Source organism: Dactylosporangium darangshiense, from assembly GCF_039537565.1.
Classification (GTDB): domain Bacteria; phylum Actinomycetota; class Actinomycetes; order Mycobacteriales; family Micromonosporaceae; genus Dactylosporangium; species Dactylosporangium darangshiense.
The window spans coordinates 218,173-233,205 of record NZ_BAABAT010000005.1; the positions used below are offsets into that span (position 1 = coordinate 218,173).

General features: G+C 73.5%; 14 protein-coding genes. 5 read left to right on the plus strand and 9 right to left on the minus strand.

The window, feature by feature from the left end; genetic code table 11:
- Positions 1-12 precede the first annotated feature (12 nt).
- The 3 genes from ABD901_RS13345 to ABD901_RS13355 form a co-directional block, all read right to left on the minus strand.
- Positions 13-969, minus strand: a complete 957-nt coding sequence (locus ABD901_RS13345; RefSeq protein ID WP_345125015.1) for an electron transfer flavoprotein subunit alpha/FixB family protein — start codon at positions 967-969, stop codon at positions 13-15.
- Between the two features lie 15 nt (positions 970-984).
- A complete protein-coding gene (locus ABD901_RS13350; RefSeq protein ID WP_345125018.1) occupies positions 985-1,764 on the minus strand; it encodes an electron transfer flavoprotein subunit beta/FixA family protein in 780 nt (259 codons plus the stop codon).
- A gap of 544 nt (positions 1,765-2,308) precedes the next feature.
- Entirely contained in the window at positions 2,309-4,876 is a 2,568-nt protein-coding gene (locus ABD901_RS13355; protein WP_345125021.1) for an ABC transporter permease, read from the minus strand.
- Positions 4,877-4,914: 38 nt separating this feature from the next.
- On the opposite strand from ABD901_RS13355, the gene ABD901_RS13360 reads away from it, so the two are divergent.
- Genes ABD901_RS13360 through ABD901_RS13370 form a run of 3 tightly spaced genes read left to right on the plus strand, consistent with a single transcriptional unit; the run spans position 4,915 to position 5,963 of the window.
- Positions 4,915-5,280, plus strand: coding sequence for a YidH family protein (locus ABD901_RS13360; RefSeq protein ID WP_345125578.1), 366 nt, complete (start codon positions 4,915-4,917; stop codon positions 5,278-5,280).
- The gene (locus ABD901_RS13365) at positions 5,277-5,576 is read left to right on the plus strand and encodes a DUF202 domain-containing protein (protein ID WP_345125023.1); all 300 of its coding nucleotides are present in this window, start codon (positions 5,277-5,279) and stop codon (positions 5,574-5,576) included. Before ABD901_RS13360 ends, ABD901_RS13365 begins: the two co-directional genes overlap by 4 nt.
- Before the next feature lie 27 nt (positions 5,577-5,603).
- Entirely contained in the window at positions 5,604-5,963 is a 360-nt protein-coding gene (locus tag ABD901_RS13370) for a PLD nuclease N-terminal domain-containing protein (protein ID WP_345125026.1), read from the plus strand.
- A gap of 35 nt (positions 5,964-5,998) precedes the next feature.
- Here ABD901_RS13370 and ABD901_RS13375 read toward each other — a convergent pair whose 3' ends face one another.
- From ABD901_RS13375 to ABD901_RS13385, 3 genes are read right to left on the minus strand one after another with little or no spacing between them, the layout of a single operon-like run.
- Complete coding sequence (locus ABD901_RS13375) at positions 5,999-7,063, minus strand: diacylglycerol/lipid kinase family protein (RefSeq protein ID WP_345125029.1); 1,065 nt, start codon at positions 7,061-7,063, stop codon at positions 5,999-6,001.
- Positions 7,060-7,443: a hypothetical protein gene (locus tag ABD901_RS13380; RefSeq protein WP_345125032.1), complete on the minus strand. Its 384-nt coding sequence runs from the start codon at positions 7,441-7,443 to the stop codon at positions 7,060-7,062. Before ABD901_RS13380 ends, ABD901_RS13375 begins: the two co-directional genes overlap by 4 nt.
- Complete coding sequence (locus tag ABD901_RS13385) at positions 7,440-8,225, minus strand: DUF1206 domain-containing protein (RefSeq protein ID WP_345125035.1); 786 nt, start codon at positions 8,223-8,225, stop codon at positions 7,440-7,442. The genes ABD901_RS13380 and ABD901_RS13385 overlap by 4 nt, the downstream gene beginning before the upstream one ends.
- Positions 8,226-8,261: 36 nt before the next feature.
- On the opposite strand from ABD901_RS13385, the gene ABD901_RS13390 reads away from it, so the two are divergent.
- Complete coding sequence (locus tag ABD901_RS13390; protein WP_345125039.1) at positions 8,262-8,696, plus strand: hypothetical protein; 435 nt, start codon at positions 8,262-8,264, stop codon at positions 8,694-8,696.
- A 262-nt stretch (positions 8,697-8,958) separates the two neighbouring features.
- Positions 8,959-9,639: a phosphonatase-like hydrolase gene (locus ABD901_RS13395; RefSeq protein WP_345125042.1), complete on the plus strand. Its 681-nt coding sequence runs from the start codon at positions 8,959-8,961 to the stop codon at positions 9,637-9,639.
- 75 nt (positions 9,640-9,714) lie between these two features.
- On the opposite strand, the gene ABD901_RS13400 is transcribed toward ABD901_RS13395, so the two are convergent.
- Genes ABD901_RS13400 through ABD901_RS13410 form a run of 3 tightly spaced genes read right to left on the minus strand, consistent with a single transcriptional unit; the run spans position 9,715 to position 15,026 of the window.
- Positions 9,715-11,337, minus strand: a complete 1,623-nt coding sequence (locus ABD901_RS13400; RefSeq protein WP_345125045.1) for an acetolactate synthase — start codon at positions 11,335-11,337, stop codon at positions 9,715-9,717.
- 47 nt (positions 11,338-11,384) lie between these two features.
- Positions 11,385-13,166: an Hsp70 family protein gene (locus ABD901_RS13405; protein ID WP_345125048.1), complete on the minus strand. Its 1,782-nt coding sequence runs from the start codon at positions 13,164-13,166 to the stop codon at positions 11,385-11,387.
- A gap of 24 nt (positions 13,167-13,190) precedes the next feature.
- Positions 13,191-15,026, minus strand: a complete 1,836-nt coding sequence (locus tag ABD901_RS13410; protein ID WP_345125052.1) for an Hsp70 family protein — start codon at positions 15,024-15,026, stop codon at positions 13,191-13,193.
- Positions 15,027-15,033: the final 7 nt, after the last annotated feature.

Sequence of the window (15,033 nt, forward strand, 5' to 3'; positions counted from 1 at the left end):
GAGCAGGTGGGGCTACTTGCGCTTGCGGATCTCCTCGGCGGCCTGCGGGATGACCTTGAAGAGGTCGCCGACGACGCCGAAGTCGGCCAGCTCGAAGATCGGGGCCTCGGCGTCCTTGTTCACCGCGACGATGGTCTTCGAGGTCTGCATGCCGGCGCGGTGCTGGATGGCGCCGGAGATGCCGAGGGCGACGTACAGCTGCGGGGAGACGGTCTTGCCCGTCTGGCCGACCTGGAACTGGTGCGGGTAGAAGCCGGAGTCGACGGCCGCGCGGGAGGCACCGACGGCGCCGCCGAGCAGGTCGGCCAGCTCCTCGACCAGCTTGAAGTTGTCGGCGCTGCCGACGCCGCGGCCGCCGGAGACGACGACGGACGCCTCGGAGAGCTCCGGGCGGGCGCCCTTGGCCTCGACCTTGCGCTCGACGACCTTTGCGAGCTTGTCGCGGTCCTCGACGGCGACCTCGACCGCCTCGACGACCGGGGTGGCCGGCGCGGGGGCGGGCGTGAGCGAGTTGGGGCGCACGGTCACGATCGGCAGGCCCTTGGTGACCTTGGACTTGACGATCGTGGAGCCGGCGAACACGACCTGCGTCGCGGTGCCGTCCGCCTCGAGCGCGACGACGTCGGTGAGCACGCCGTTGTCGAGCTTGACCGCGACGCGGGCGGCGATCTCCTTGCCCTCCTGCGTGGAGGCGAGCAGGACCGCGGACGGCGAGACGCGCTGGATCAGGCCGGCCAGGACCGTGGCCTTCGGCGCGACCAGGTACCCGTCGAGGTCGTCGCCGGCGGCGGCGTAGACCTTCGTCGCGCCGAACTCGCCGAGCTTGTCGGTGAGCGCCTCGGCGGAGCCGCCGAGCACGACGGCGGAGACGTCCCCGCCCAGCGTGCGGGCGAGGGTGAGCATCTCGAGCGTGACCTTCTTGACCACGCCCTGCGAGGAGGCCTCGACTACGACCAGAACTTCAGCCATGGTTTCCGTCTCCCCTTACACGAACTTCTCGGAGGCGAGGTACTCGACGAGCTTCACGCCGCCGTCGTCGCCCGCATCGACCTTGTTGCCGGCCTGGCGCGGCGGGCGCTTGCTGTGCTCGACGACGGCGCTGGTCGCGCCGTCGAAGCCGACCTCGGCGGCGGCGATGCCCAGGTCCGACAGCGAGAGCGTCTGGAGGGGCTTCTTCTTGGCCGCCATGATCCCCTTGAACGAGGGGTACCGCGGGTCGTTGATCGTGTCCCAGACGCTCACGAGCGCCGGGGTGGCGGCGGTGACGACCTCGAAACCCTCGTCGGTCTGCCGCTCGATGGTGAGCTGCGAGCCGTCGACGGTGAGCTTCCGGGCGCCGGTCAGGGCGGCGATGCCGAGGCGCTCGGCGATCATGTGCGGCATGACCTGGACGCGGCCGTCGGTCGACTCCGCGCCGCACAGGATCACGTCGGCGTTCTGCTGTGCGATGGCCGCGGCGAGCACCTTCGAGGTGGCGACGGCGCACGAGCCGTGCAGCGCGTCGTCGACGACGTGGACGGCCGAGTCCGGGCCCATCGACAGCGCCTTGCGGATCGACTCCGTCGCGCGCTCCGGGCCGGCGGTCAGGACGACGACCTCGCCGCCGTGCGCCTCCTGGAGGCGCAGGGCCTCCTCGATGGCGTACTCGTCCATCTCGTTGATCACATTGTTCGCCGACGCGCGGTCGACGGTGTTGTCGTCACTGCGCAGGCTGCGCTCCGCGCCGGAGTCCGGCACCTGCTTGACGAGTACGACGATCTTCATCGTGGTCCGAGGTCCTCCTGCTTGACAGTCACCGCGCCGTCGCTGGCGACTTGCGCCCCACGTTACGACTCATCCCGAGTCGGTACAGGTATGCCTCCCAAAGGTTACTGGGCAGTAGGTTGGCCGTGGCGGTGAAAAGTGTCACCAAGCCGGCGCACTCTCGATGCAGGGTTGGGCGAAATGTCGTAAAAATCCCTGGTCACCGAGCCGAGCCGGCCACTGTCCGCCGCCGTCGCACGGCACGCTGGGGAACCTGGGGAAAAGGTCACACACCGCAGGCGAGAGGCTCCGGACGATCACCTGTGCGCGTGCGGGCGCCCGCGCGAGGCGTGCGTTTCGGACACGATCCGCGAGCTCCGGCTGCACGCGATGCCCGATGACGCCACGCCTGTCCGCGGGCCGGCGAGCGCGCGGGCGGCGCGGGGTTGCGGTCGGGGGCTGCGGGCGGCGGGCTGGTCGGCGGCCATCGCGGGCCGAGACGGACGTCCGTGTGGCGGGCCGGCCAGCACCAGCACCGGCACCGGCACCAGCACCGGCAACCGGGCTAGTCGGCGGCCATCGCGGCCGAGACGGATGTCCGTGTGGCGCGGCGGGCCGGCGGTAGGGCGGCGAGCGCGGCGGCGCACGTGGCCAGGGCGGCGTACAGGGCGAGCTGGCCCACGGGGACGACCGGGTGGCCGTGGCCGTATTGGCGGATGAGGCCGACGGCGGCCGCGGCGCCGGACAGGACGCCCAGGGCGGTGCCGATCGTGGCGCCCACGGCCGACATGAGCATCGCCTCGAGGATGAGCGTCGCGCGCAGCTGGGCGCGGGACAGGCCCAGGGCGCGCAGCAGGGCGGACTCGCGGGTGCGCTCGAGAACGGACAGGGCGAGCGTGTTGGCGATGCCGGTCAGGGCGATCACGATCGACATGCCCAGCAGCGCCGAGAAGACCAGCAGCTGGCGGTCGAGGGTCTCGGTGAGCTTCGCGCGCCACTCGGCCTGGCTGGCGACCTGGAGGCGGGGCTCTTGACGTACCGCATCGTCGACCGCGGCCCGGGAAGTCTCTGCCGGCACCCCTTCCGCGGCCTTGACCAGGACGGAGTCGGGTCCGGCGGCGCCGAAGGCGGTGGCGTAGTCGGACCAGTCGATCAGGACCTCGCCGGCCGTGGGGGCGTCGTCGTAAAGGGCGACCACGCGCAGCGACAGCGGGGGGCCGGAGCGCGGCTGGACGGTGAGGCGGGAGCCGACGGCGAGGCCCGCGGCGTCGGCGAACGGGCCCCTGACGGCCGCGGCGCCGGTGCCGAAGCCCGCGACCGAGCCGGCCATGATCTCGGGGCGCAGCACGGTGTCCAGGGCGCCGGGCTGCATCGCCCAGACCTCGCCGCGGCGGCTGCCGACCTGCGCGCCGCGGCTGCGGGAGCCCGCGACTGCGGCGAACTCCTGGCGGCCGCGCAGGGCGTCGACGACCGCGGACGGGACCGCGGGTGCCTGCGCGCCGGCGACGAACGCGCCGGTCACGACGTAGTCGACGGAGAAGTTCTCGTCGAGCTCGCGCTCGGACTGCTCCCGCGTGGTGGCGAGGAGCACGGCGAAGAGGCTCATGAGGGCCAGGCCGACGGCGAGGGCGCCGGTGGTGGCGGCGACGCGCTTGGGGTTGCGGCGGGCGCCTTCGATCGCGAGGCGCGCGGGGGCGCCGAAGAGGCGGGCCGGCAGCCAGCCCGCCCAGGCGGTGAGGCGGCCGATGACGAACGGGCCGGCGATCACCGCGGCGCCGAACAGCCCGATGGCGCCGAGGAACACGACCGGCACCCCGAGGAAGCCGGGCGCGCGGGTGCCGGCGGCGACGAACGCGGCCCCGCCGCCGGCGAGCACGCAGGCGGCGAAGAGCCGGCGGCGGCGATAGCCGGGCACGGCCGCCTCCAGGGGCGCGGCGCTGAGCGCGGCCATCGGCGGGACGCGGCTCGCGGTCCGGGCCGGCAGCAGCGAGGCGGCCAGCGTGGCCAGGGTGCCCGCGGCGAGGCCGAGGACGACCGTGAACGGGGAGACGACGAGGCGGTCGATGCGCACCGCGTGCCCAAGCGCGTCGCGGCCCACGAGCAGGACCCAGCCCACGCCGGCGCTGGCTAGCAGGCCGCCGGCGGAGGCCACGATGCCGACGACGAGGGCCTCGAGCACGACCGAGCCGAACAGCTGGCGGCGCGACGCACCGACGCAGCGCAGCAGGGCCAGCTCCCGCACCCGCTGGGCGACCAGGATCGCGAACGTGTTGGCGATGACGAACACCGACACGGCGAGCGCGACCAGGCCGAATGCGAAGAGCACGACGAGGAAGCCGTCGACGTACTTCGCCGCGGCCACCGCATAGGCCCGCCGAAGCGCGTCGCCGTCCAGCACGTAGGTGCCGCCGCCGAGGCGCTGGCGCATCCGCGCGGCGAGCTGGTCCTCACCGACGCCGGGCGCGGCGATCGCGACGATCTCGGCGTAGCCGGTGGCGCCGGCGATCGAGCGCATGTCGGCGGGGGTGAGCGCGGCGACGCTGAGCCCGGCGAAGCGCTTGTTGGCGCCCAGGTCGAACGTGCCGACGAGGGTGAGCGCGACCGGGCGGGCGCCGGGGCCGACGACGGACACGGTGCCGCCGACGCGGAAGCCGTGTGCCTCGGCCGTGGTCGCGTCGACCGCGATCTCGCCGTCGCGCTGTGGCAGGCGGCCCTCGGACGTGTCGAACATCGACAGCGAGGCGTCGCCCGCGGTCGACACCGCCCAGCCGGCCCGGCCAAAGTTGGCGATCAGGCGTCCCTGCCCGTCCAGCATCGACAGCCGCTCGGCCATCCGCCCGTCCGCGCGGGCCACGCCGGGCGTGTCGCGGACCGTGCCGAGGTCGTCGAACGGCAGCCGGCGTGTGGTCTCGGCGAACCCGGAGCTACGGTCGCCGAAGGGCACCCGGTCGGGGCCCGCCGACGCGTCGACGTTGCGGGCGGCCCGGGCGAGGTCGTCGTAGAACGCCGCCCGCGCGGTGTCGCCGTAGACCAGGGTGCCGGCGAGGAATCCCACACCGATCATGACGGCGACCGCGGTCAGCACAAGTCGTACCTTGTGAGCACGCAGTCCGGCGAGTGTCGTTCGGAACACGAGGCGACTGTACTGAGGAGGTCTGACATTTCATGTCGATGTGGTCGACGGTCCGGCTCTGGTTCGATCCCGATGAGGTCCGCTCGGTCGGCAGCACACCCGACTACCGGTTCTCGCTCGCCAACGAACGAACGTTCCTGGCCTGGCTGCGCACCGCGCTCGCGCTGATCGGCGGCGGGCTCGCGGTCGCGCAGTTCCTCTCCGAGCACCGACTGCGGAACGTGATCGCGATATCACTGCTCGTGCTCGGGGGCCTCGTCGCGATCCGCGCGGTCGATCACTGGGCCCGCAGCGAGCGGGCGATGCGGCTGGGTGAGGCGCTGCCCCCGTCGAGATTTCCGGCCATCCTCGCCCTCGTCGTCACCATCGGCGCGGGCGCGCTGCTCGTGGCCACCCTGCTGTGAGCGCGCCCCAGCCGCCCCCGGGCGCACAGATCGAGCGGACCCAGCTGTCGTGGCGGCGCACGCTGGTCTCCGTCACCGCGGTCGCGTTGTTGCTTGCGCGCCTGTCCGCGGTACACCTGAAGGGGCTGCCGGCCGCCGCCGCCCTCGCCGCCGTCGCGCTCGTCTGGGCCGCCGCGGTATGGCTCACCCACCGCCGCGTCCGCGACGTCACCACCCCCGCCGGGCGAATGCTGCCCGCCCTGGTCACGTTAATCCTGCTGTACTGCGCGATGGCCACCCTGTTGCTGATGTCATGACCCCCTTCGCTGAGTCATGATGGCGCCATGGGACGCGCACTGCCCTTCTTGATCGTGCTGGTCGCAACGCTGATCGCACTGATCGACTGCCTGTCCTCGGAGCGCGAGGACATCCGCGGGCTGCCCAGGCCCGTCTGGTTCCTGGTGATCCTGCTCCTGCCGATCATCGGACCGATCGCGTGGTTCTTCGCCGGCCGCCCTATCTCGCTCGAGCAGCGGGCGGGGGTGGTCGCAGGCGGCCGCAGCCGCCGGCGGGTGACGGCGCCGGACGACGATCCGGAGTTCCTCCGAGGCATCGACACCGCCCAGTCGCGCAACGACGCTGAGCTGCTGCGCCGCTGGGAGGAAGACCTCAAACGCCGGGAGGACGACAACCCCGGCGCGTAGGAGCGACGGGCACCCCGGCGGCGCCGGGGCAACGGTCAGGCCTGCGGGACGCAGACGATGAGCGCGCCCGGGCGTACGCGGGCGGCCAGGCGACGCGCGGGCGCGACGACGTCGCCGTCGATCTCGCACGGTTCTTCGCGGTCGGCGACGATCTCCACCGCGCGGACGCGGAACGTCTCCAGGCCGTGAGCCGCGCCGCCGCGGTGCAGCATGACGCCTCCGGCCAGCCGCACCCAGTCCGACAGGTGGCTCGGAGTGAGAATCGCCACGTCGAGGAGGCCGTCGTCCGGCTCGGCGTCGGGGAGCAGCGGGATGCCGCCCCGCAGCCGGCCCACGTTGGCGACAAGCACTGCCTGGGCCTCGCGGCGCAGCCACCTCGGCTTGCCCGCGGGACCTGTCGTGCGGCCCGTCTCCGCACGGCCCGTCGCGTGGTCTGTCGCACCGTCCGCCCCTGTGGGGCCTGAGACCTGGTCCGCCCCTGCGTGGTTTGCCGCGTGGTCCGCCCCCGCGCCGCCTGGCATGCCGTTCGCGCTGTCCGCGGTTTCCGGGCCGTCCGCGGTGTGCAGGCGGATGCGCACCGAGATGCGGCGGCGGGTGAGATTGCGCAGGCCGGACGCGACGTACGCGGCCACGCCGTAGCGGCGCTTGGCCTCGTCCTGGGCTTCGCCGACCATCGCGGCGTCGAAGCCCATGCCCGCCATCACGGTGAAGACGCCCGCGCCCTCCACCTCGCCGACGTCGATGCGCCTCCGGGCGCCCGACACGGCGGTCGCGACCGCGCCCGAGACGGAGCGCGGGATGCCCAGGTTCGCGGCGAGGAGGTTGCCGGTGCCGGACGGGACCAGGGCGACCGCCACGTCGGTGCCGGCCAGCTCGCCGGCGGCCGCCATCACGGTGCCGTCGCCGCCGCAGACGAGGACCACCTCCGCGCCGGCCGCCGCGGCCGCGCGGGCCATGCCGCGGCCGGGGTCGTCCGGCGTGGTGGGTAGCCACAGCGGCTCGGGCCATCCGGCGGCCGCCAGGGCGTCGTAGATCTCACGGCGGTGCCCGTCGAGGTCCGCGACCTTCGAGGGGTTGACGATCACTGCAGATTTCGTCATACGTCCACCCCGCGGAAGCCGATCTCGGAGGAGAAGGCGCGGGAGCGCGCCGCGCGGGAGCGCGCCGCGCGGGCGCCCCAGCGAGAGCCGGGCGAGAACAGCACCGCGCGGGCGCCAGGCGCGCCGGAGCCGAGCGCGCGGAAGCCAGGCGCGCGGAAGCCAGGCACACGGAAATGAGGCTCGACGAAGGCCGCGCTGAAGCAAAGCCCGAGGAAGCAAAGTGCGAAATACGCCGCGTGGAAGCGAGGCGCGAGGGAGACCGCGCGCGAACGAAGCGCGAGAAGGGATGCGTGGGAGTAGGACGCGAGGGAGAACGCGCGGACGCGCGGCGTGTGCGCGGATGCGCTGGAGGGAGGCGGCGAGGAGGCGGGGCGGGTCATGTGCCGACCTTGCGGTACCGGGCCTGGAAGAAGCAGTAGACGCCGAACGCGGCCACGCCGAGGGCGACGGCCAGGAGGAGGAACTTGCCGTACGGCTGGGCGGCGAGGGTGTGCAATGCCGCGTCCAGGCCGCGGGACTTGCTCGGGTCGTTCTTGATCGCCGCCTCCACCAGTAGGTATCCCACGATGCCGAACGCCACGCCCTTCGCCATGTAGCCGATCTGGCCCGCACGCATCGCGGCCGAGCGGGCGTGTGGGCCGGCTCCGATGGTCAGTTTGCGGGCGAACTTGCGCTTCCAGCCGTACCAGATCATGCCCAGGCCGAATCCGAGGACGGCGATGCCGATCAGCGCGACCAGCCACTCCCCGGCGGGCTTGGCCATGATGCCGGCGGCGGCCTGCTGCTGTTGCTGCGCGCTGGAGGACGGGGCGCCGACGACCACCTTGCCCGCCGTCCACGCCAGGGCGCCGTAGATGATCACCCGGGCCGCCGACGCGACGCGCTCGAAGGCGCGGTCGCGGCCGTGTGACTCGCGGTGGCCCCAGGCGGCCAGGATGGCCTGCCAGACTGCCAGAGCGATTAGGCAGACGATGACAAACCACAGCAACACGGCGCCGAACGGCTGCTCGGCGACCTTCCGGAAGGCGCCGGACTGGTCGCCCTCCTTGCCGCCGGTGCCGAACGCGATCTGCGCGGCGACCCAGGCCAGGGCGAGGTGCAGCAGGCCGTACCCGACGAAGCCGACCCGCGTGAGCGTCTTCAGGAGATCGCTGTTGGTCATGTTCTGTCCATCCCCAGTTTGGGCATGACGGCAAACGTGAGAAGCGACCGGGCGGCCCTGTGGCGCATGGCGGGTTTCGGCGCGGCGGCGCTGCTGTTCAGCTGCCTCGTGGTCGCCGTGCGGGTGCGATGGGTGCCGATGGAGTCGCTCGACCGCGGCGTCGCCGACGAGCTCAACGCGGTGGTCGCCCCGCGCCGCTTCCTGGTCGGGTGGGGCAACGCAAGGCCGCGAGCGGGGGCAGCAGAGAGCGCGCCCGGGCGCCTATGGGCCCTCGCGGGTCTAGGAGTCGCGTGGGTACTCGCATTCGGCGCGCTCGTAGCGATCGGAGTGCCGCTGGCGCGGTACCGCCACCCGACCGACATCCTTGGCAGCGGCGTCCTGACGGTGCTCTGGGTGACCGCCGCGTGGTGGCTGCTGCGCCCGAACCGGGACCTGACAACCCGGACTGTGACCGAACTACAAGACGAATGAAACCAGCGAGAAGAAATATATCGACGTCAATGATATGCATTCGGTTACGTTTGGCGGCGCGGAAGCGCGGCTGCGATGCCGTGAACGGGGGCGGATGCCGCCGGCGGCAGCGTCGCGGGCGGACAGCGGCCGGTCGGCGCGGCGGGCCGAAGGGGCCCAACCGCGGCCCGATTTGCGGACCCGTGCACCGCGCTGAACGGGTGCCTTCTGACGGTTTTGTGCCGTTCACTCTCCGGTCTCCTGGCCATGCTCCCATCGCGGGATGACCGCGTGGCAACTCGCCTGCATTGACATGGCAGGCACTACGGTGCGTGATGACGGCCTGGTCGAGCAGGCCTTCACGGTGGCCTTCGCCGGAGAGGGCGTGGCACCGGGCACCCCGCAACACGAGCGCATGCTCGCCGTCGTGCGCAAGACGATGGGGCAGAGCCGGATCGAAGTGTTCCGGCTGCTGCTGGACGGCGACGAGGCGCGCGCACAGGCCGCCAACGAGACCTTCGAGGAGGCTTACGGGCTGCTCGTCGACGAGGGCGCCGTGCTGCCGATCCCGGGCGCCATCGAGGCGATCAAAGCACTGCGCGCCAACGGGATCAAGGTGGCGCTGACGACCGGGTTCGCCCGCGCCACGCAGGAGGCGATCATCGACGCGCTCGGCTGGTGGGGGCAGGTCGACCTGGTGCTCTCCCCCGCCGACGCGGGGCGCGGCCGGCCGTTCCCCGACTTCATGCTCGTCTCGGCGCTCAAGCTCGGCGTCGAGGACGTGCGCCGGATGCTCGTCGTCGGCGACACGCCGCTGGACCTCATCGCCGGCCAGCGCGCGGGCGCGGGCCTGCTCGTCGGCGTCCTCACCGGCGCGGGCGACCGGGCGGCGCTGCAGGCCGCCGGCGCCAACGAGGTCATCGGCTCGATCGGCGAACTACCCCGCCTGCTGGGCCTCGAGTAAAGCCCGCAAGCACCAGCTACACGACGTACACCCACACCCACGAGGTAACACCGGCCAGCCCACCCACAAGGTGGCTCAGGCCAGGTTCGACGAGCGGGGGTAGGCGTCCTCCGGATCGGTGAGCACATTCACCAGGTACGGCACGCCGGACGCGAACGCGCGCCCCAGCGCCCCCGCCAGGTCCCCGGGCTTCTCCACCGTCTCGCCCGCGCCGCCGAGCGCCTTCACCACGTCGTCGTAGCGCAGCCCGGGCTGCAGGTCGGCCGCCAGGTCGTAGCCGTAGATCTGGCGCATCGGGTGCTTCTCCAGGCCCCAGATGCCGTTGTTGCCGACGACGATCACGACGGGCAATTGCTGGCGTACGAGCGACTCGACGTCCATGAGCGAGAACCCGGCGGCGCCGTCGCCCATGAGCACGCAGATCTGGCGGTCCGGGTACGTGATCCTGGCGCCCATCGCGTAGCCCATGCCGGTGCCGAGGCAGCCGTACGGGCCCGGGTCGAGCCACGTGCCGGGGCGGGCGGGCTCCAGGTACTTGCCGGCGTAGGAGACGAAGTCCCCGCCGTCGCCGATGGTCACCGCGTCCTCGGCCAGGACCTTGCGCAGCTCGCCGTAGATGCGGCTGGGCTTGATCGGGTCGGTGTCGGCCTCGAGCGCGTCGGCCTCCTTCGCCTTGGCGGCGTTCTCCGCGGCGCGCAGCGTGGCGATCCACTCCTCGTGGTCGGCGATCAGCCCGCCGTACGCCGCGAAGGCCGACAGGATCAGCCGCAGGTCGCCCGCGGGCGCGGCGGCCGGCGCGACGTGCCCGGCCTTCTGCGCGGCCGCGTCGGTGACGTGCACGACCTGTGCGCCGCCGAAGTCGCCGAAGCCGAGCCGGAAGTCCAGCGGGGTGCCGATGACCGCGACGACGTCGGCGCCGCCGAACGCGGGCTTGCGCGCCCGCGCGAAGGCGAGCGGGTGGCCGGGCGGCAGCGTGCCGCGCCCCATGCCGTTGGCGAAGACCGGGATGCGCAGCGCCTCGGCGGCCTCCCGCAGCGCGGCGGTGGCGTCGCCGGCCCAGACGTCGGATCCGGCGACGATGACGGGCCGCTGCGCCGCGGCCAGGAGGCGGACGGCGCGGTGGACCTCGTCCGAATCGGGTTCCTCCAGCGGTACCACAACGGAAGGCTCTTCCACGATGCCGTCCGCGGTCGAGAAGACCACCTCGAGCGGCAGGTCGACGAAGACCGGCCCGCGGTGCGGGGTGAGCGCGGTCAGGGCCGCGGCACGCATCCGCGCGTAGACCTCGTCGGTGGCGAAGATCGTCTCGGCGTGCTTGGTAACGGCCCGCACGACGGGCAGGTGGTCCATCTCCTGCAGGCTGCCGGAGCCCCAGCGGAACTGCGGCGCCCGTCCGCCGAGCACGATCACCGGCGCGCCGTTGAACATCGCGCTGGTCAGGCCGGACACGCCGTTGGTCACGCCCGGCCCGGCGGTGAGCACGGCCAGGCCCGGGCGGCGCTGCAGCTTCGCGACCGCCTCGGCGGCGAACACCGCGGACTGCTCGTGCCGCACGTCGACGATGCGCACGCCGGCCCTCTTCGCCGCGTCGTACAGCGGGAAGACGTGGCCGCCGGAGAGCGTGAACATCTCGGTGACCCCGAACCCGCGCAACGCCGCCAGCGCCAGGTCCCCGCCGTGCCCGTCGATCGTCGTCATGCGCGAATCCTACTCACGTTCCCGGGTGCGGGTGACCGGGGACACACTCACGGGTTGCCGGAGTCGAGCCAGCTCGCGACCGGCTCGGGCCAGTGGTCGGTCGTCAGGCGGTACGACACGCACCCGGCCGCCAGCGGCGTGACGACCAGCAGCACGAGCACGAGCAGGGTCCGGATCGCCCGGGCGCCCGGGCTGCGGCGCGGGCGCGTGCCCTCGTACACCTTCGTGTCCCGCTGCGGCGGCCGCGCCGGCACCGCCGGCTGGCTTACCGGCGGCTTCGGCGGCGCGACGCGCTGCTGCTGTGGGACGGGCGGAGGCGCGACCGGCTTGATCGGCGGCGGCGGGCTGTCGTAGCGCAACGCCTGGCCGAACTCGTCGTAGCGCGTCGAGGCCTCGGGAATCCCGCCGCCGGACACGAACACCCGCCCCGGGCTCGCAGGCCGGTTGGGCGGCGCCGACACGGGGGGCGCGGAGACCTGCGCCGGGGGTGCGGAGACCGGAGGGGGCGCCGAGACGGGGTAGACCGGGCTCGGGTTCTCGGGCCACACCGGCGTGGCACCGGCGTCCGGGGGCGCGGACACGGGAGGCGTGCCGAAGCCGCCGGACGGGGGCATGGTGAAGACCTCGGCCGGGGGCGCGGAGATCGGCTGGGACACCGGCGAGGCAGGCGGGCCGGGCTGCCAGGACAGTCCGGTCACCTGGGGCAGCACCCCGGTCGTCGGCCCGGGCGCGGGCGAGCCGCCGGCCGGGCCGGCCGTCGAGCCGGCCAGCATGCTGCCCTCGGCGACGACCAGCTCTGGCTGCTCGATCGCGACCGGCGCCCGGTGCAGCTCGCGGTGCAGCAGCGTCGCCACCAGCGGCATCCGGCTGGACCCGCCGACCAGGAACACGCCGGCGACCACGTCCTCGGGCAGCTGCGCCCAGCGCATCACGCCCTCGGTCACGCGCACCGTCTGCTTGAGCATCGGCAGGGCGAGGCGCTCGAGCTCTTCCCGCGTCAGGTGTACGTCCACGTTGAGCAGCGGGATCGTCATGTCCGACGCCGGCTGGCGCGACAGGCGCTCCTTCGCCACCCGCGCGTCGTCGAACAGCAGGCGGCGGTGCCGGCGGTCCTCGACGGTCTGCGGGTGCATCAGCCGCGCCCACTCCTGCGGCGCCTGCGGCTCGACGAGGGTGCCGATGTGCGAGACGACGGCGTTGTCCAGGTCGACGCCGCCGATGTCGTCGCGGCCGTCGACGGCGAGCGCCTCGAAGCCGTCGGCGGTGCGCGCGACCACGCTCGCGTCGAAGGTGCCCGCCCCGAAGTCGTACACCACGACGACCGAGCCGACCCGCACGTCATGGCCGAGGACCTGGGTGAAGTACGCGGCGGCGGCCACCGGCTCGGGCACCAGGCGCACCCGGCCCAGCCCGGCCGCGGCGGCCGCGTCGGCGATCGACAGGCGCCGGGTCGCGCCCCACGAGGCGGGCACGGTCACCGTCACGTCGGGCACGCCGTCGCCGACGGTGCGCACCCACTCGTCGCGGACCCGGCGCAGCACCGCGGCGATCAGCTCGTTGACCGGCACCTCGCGGTCGCCGAGCAGCACCGTACCATCGTCGATGCGCCGCTTCGGGTTGGGCTCGAAGCGGGCCGGGTCGAGCCGCGCGCTGTGCACCGCGTCGCGGCCGACGATGATCGCGCCGCCGGGCTCGGCGTAGACGGCCGAGGGCAGCAGGGGCGAGCCGTCGAAGATCAGGGGCCGGGACCGGCCGTCCGGCCACCGCACCACCGCGACGGTGTTCGAGGTGCCGAAGTCGACCCCGAGCCGGATCCCTGGCGTAGGCATGCCCCGGAGTCTAGGCGGACGGGACTAGCCCGTCGGCGGCCGCGCGGGCCCGGTGTCGGACTGGATGGCCTTCAGCGACGGCGGCTTGGGCGGGCGGCGCATCCACCGTTGCGAGCCGGGCAGCACCAGCGCGGCGGCCGACAGGGCGAACACCACCGCCGGGACGGCCACCAACGGCCAGAACCGCTGGCTGAACTGGATCAACCCAAGGTTGGACACGGCGACGATCAGGACCAGCGCCAAGGGGTACCACAGGTGCCCGGCCGCCGGCCGCCGTAGCCTCCGCGCGCCGTTGATCAGTAGCGTGGCGAGCACCACGCAGATGCCGGCCCACTGCAGGCAGGCATCGGTGATCTCGTCGACCTGCGCCTGGGTGAGCTTGACATCCGAGGGGTCTCCGAGGTGGATGACGCCCGCGAAGAGCAGCAGCACCGCCGTCAGGACGTACAGCAGGACCGAGTAAGTGGTCATGAACCCGGCCGGCCACCGGATCGACCACGGCGGCCGCAGGCGCACCGGGGGCAGCATCGGCATCATCGGCGGCAGTGCGTACACGGGCTGGTACACGACCTGCGGCTGCGGCGGAGGCAGGAATACGGGCCGCGGCGGATAAGCCACGGGCGGCGGCGACACCGGCGGCCGGCGCTGCACAGGCGGCACCGGCGCCGGGCTGAGCGGCACCGCACCGGGCGAAACCTGGGCGATGGCCGACGGACCGGGTGAAACCGGAGGGCCGGACACGGACGGGGCGGGCGAGGCCGGTAGGGCGAGGGAGCCGGAGCCCGACGTCTTCTCCGCGACCGGGCGGCCCGCGCGCGTCTGCACCGCGCGGCCGACGAGCACCGATCCCTCGGCGACCACCATCTCCGGCTGCTCGATCGTCACCGGCGGCCGCCCGAACTCGCGGTGCAGCTCCGTGGCCACGAGCGGCATCTGGCTGGCCCCGCCGACCAGGAAGATCCCGGCGACGCGGTCCGGGGTGAGCCGCGACAGGCGCAGCGTCTCGGCGAGGACGCGCACCGAGCGCTCCACGAGCGGCCGGGCGGCGGTCTCGAACTCCTCCCGGGTGAGCTGCACGTCCCGGTCGACCAGCGGCACCATCACCGTCGCCGACGCCGAGCGCGATAGCCGCTCCTTGGCCTCGCGCGCCTCCTCGCGCACCTGGCGCGCGGCGCGCGGGTCGGCGGTCACCCGCTGCCAGTCCTCGGCCGGCAGGGCGCGGCCGATCAGCCCGACGACGAGCTCGTCGAAGTCCAGCCCGCCGAGGTCGTCGCGGCCGCCGACGGCGAGCACCTCGAAGCCGGCCGTGGTGCGGGCCACGACGCTGCCGTCGAACGTGCCCGCGCCCAGGTCGTAGACGACCACGGACGAGCCGACCGGGACCATGTTGCGCAGCACGCGCACGAAGTAGGTGGCCGCGGCGACCGGCTCGGGCACGAGGGCGACCTCGGGGAGGCCGGCCCGGCGTACCGCATCCTTGAGGGCGTTGCGCCGCGTGGAGGCCCAGCCGGCGGGGTGGGTGACCGTCACGGCACTCGGCGCGCCACCCGCGGTGCGGGTGAACTCGGCGAGGACGCGCTGGAACACCGCCGTCATCATCTGCTGCACGGGCACGTCGTGCTCGCCGAGCAGCACCGAGCCGTCGTCGATGCGCCGCTTCGGGTTGGGCTCGAAGCTCTCCGGGGCGCGGCGGGCGCTGTGCACCGCGTCGCGGCCCACGACGAGGCCCTGCTGCTCCATCGACACCGCGGAGGGCAGCAGGGGCGAGCCGTCGAAGAGCAGCGGGCGGGCGCGCCCGTCCGGCCAGCGCGCCACCGCCACCGTGTGCGACGTGCCGAAGTCGACGCCCAGGGCCACCATGCCGCGC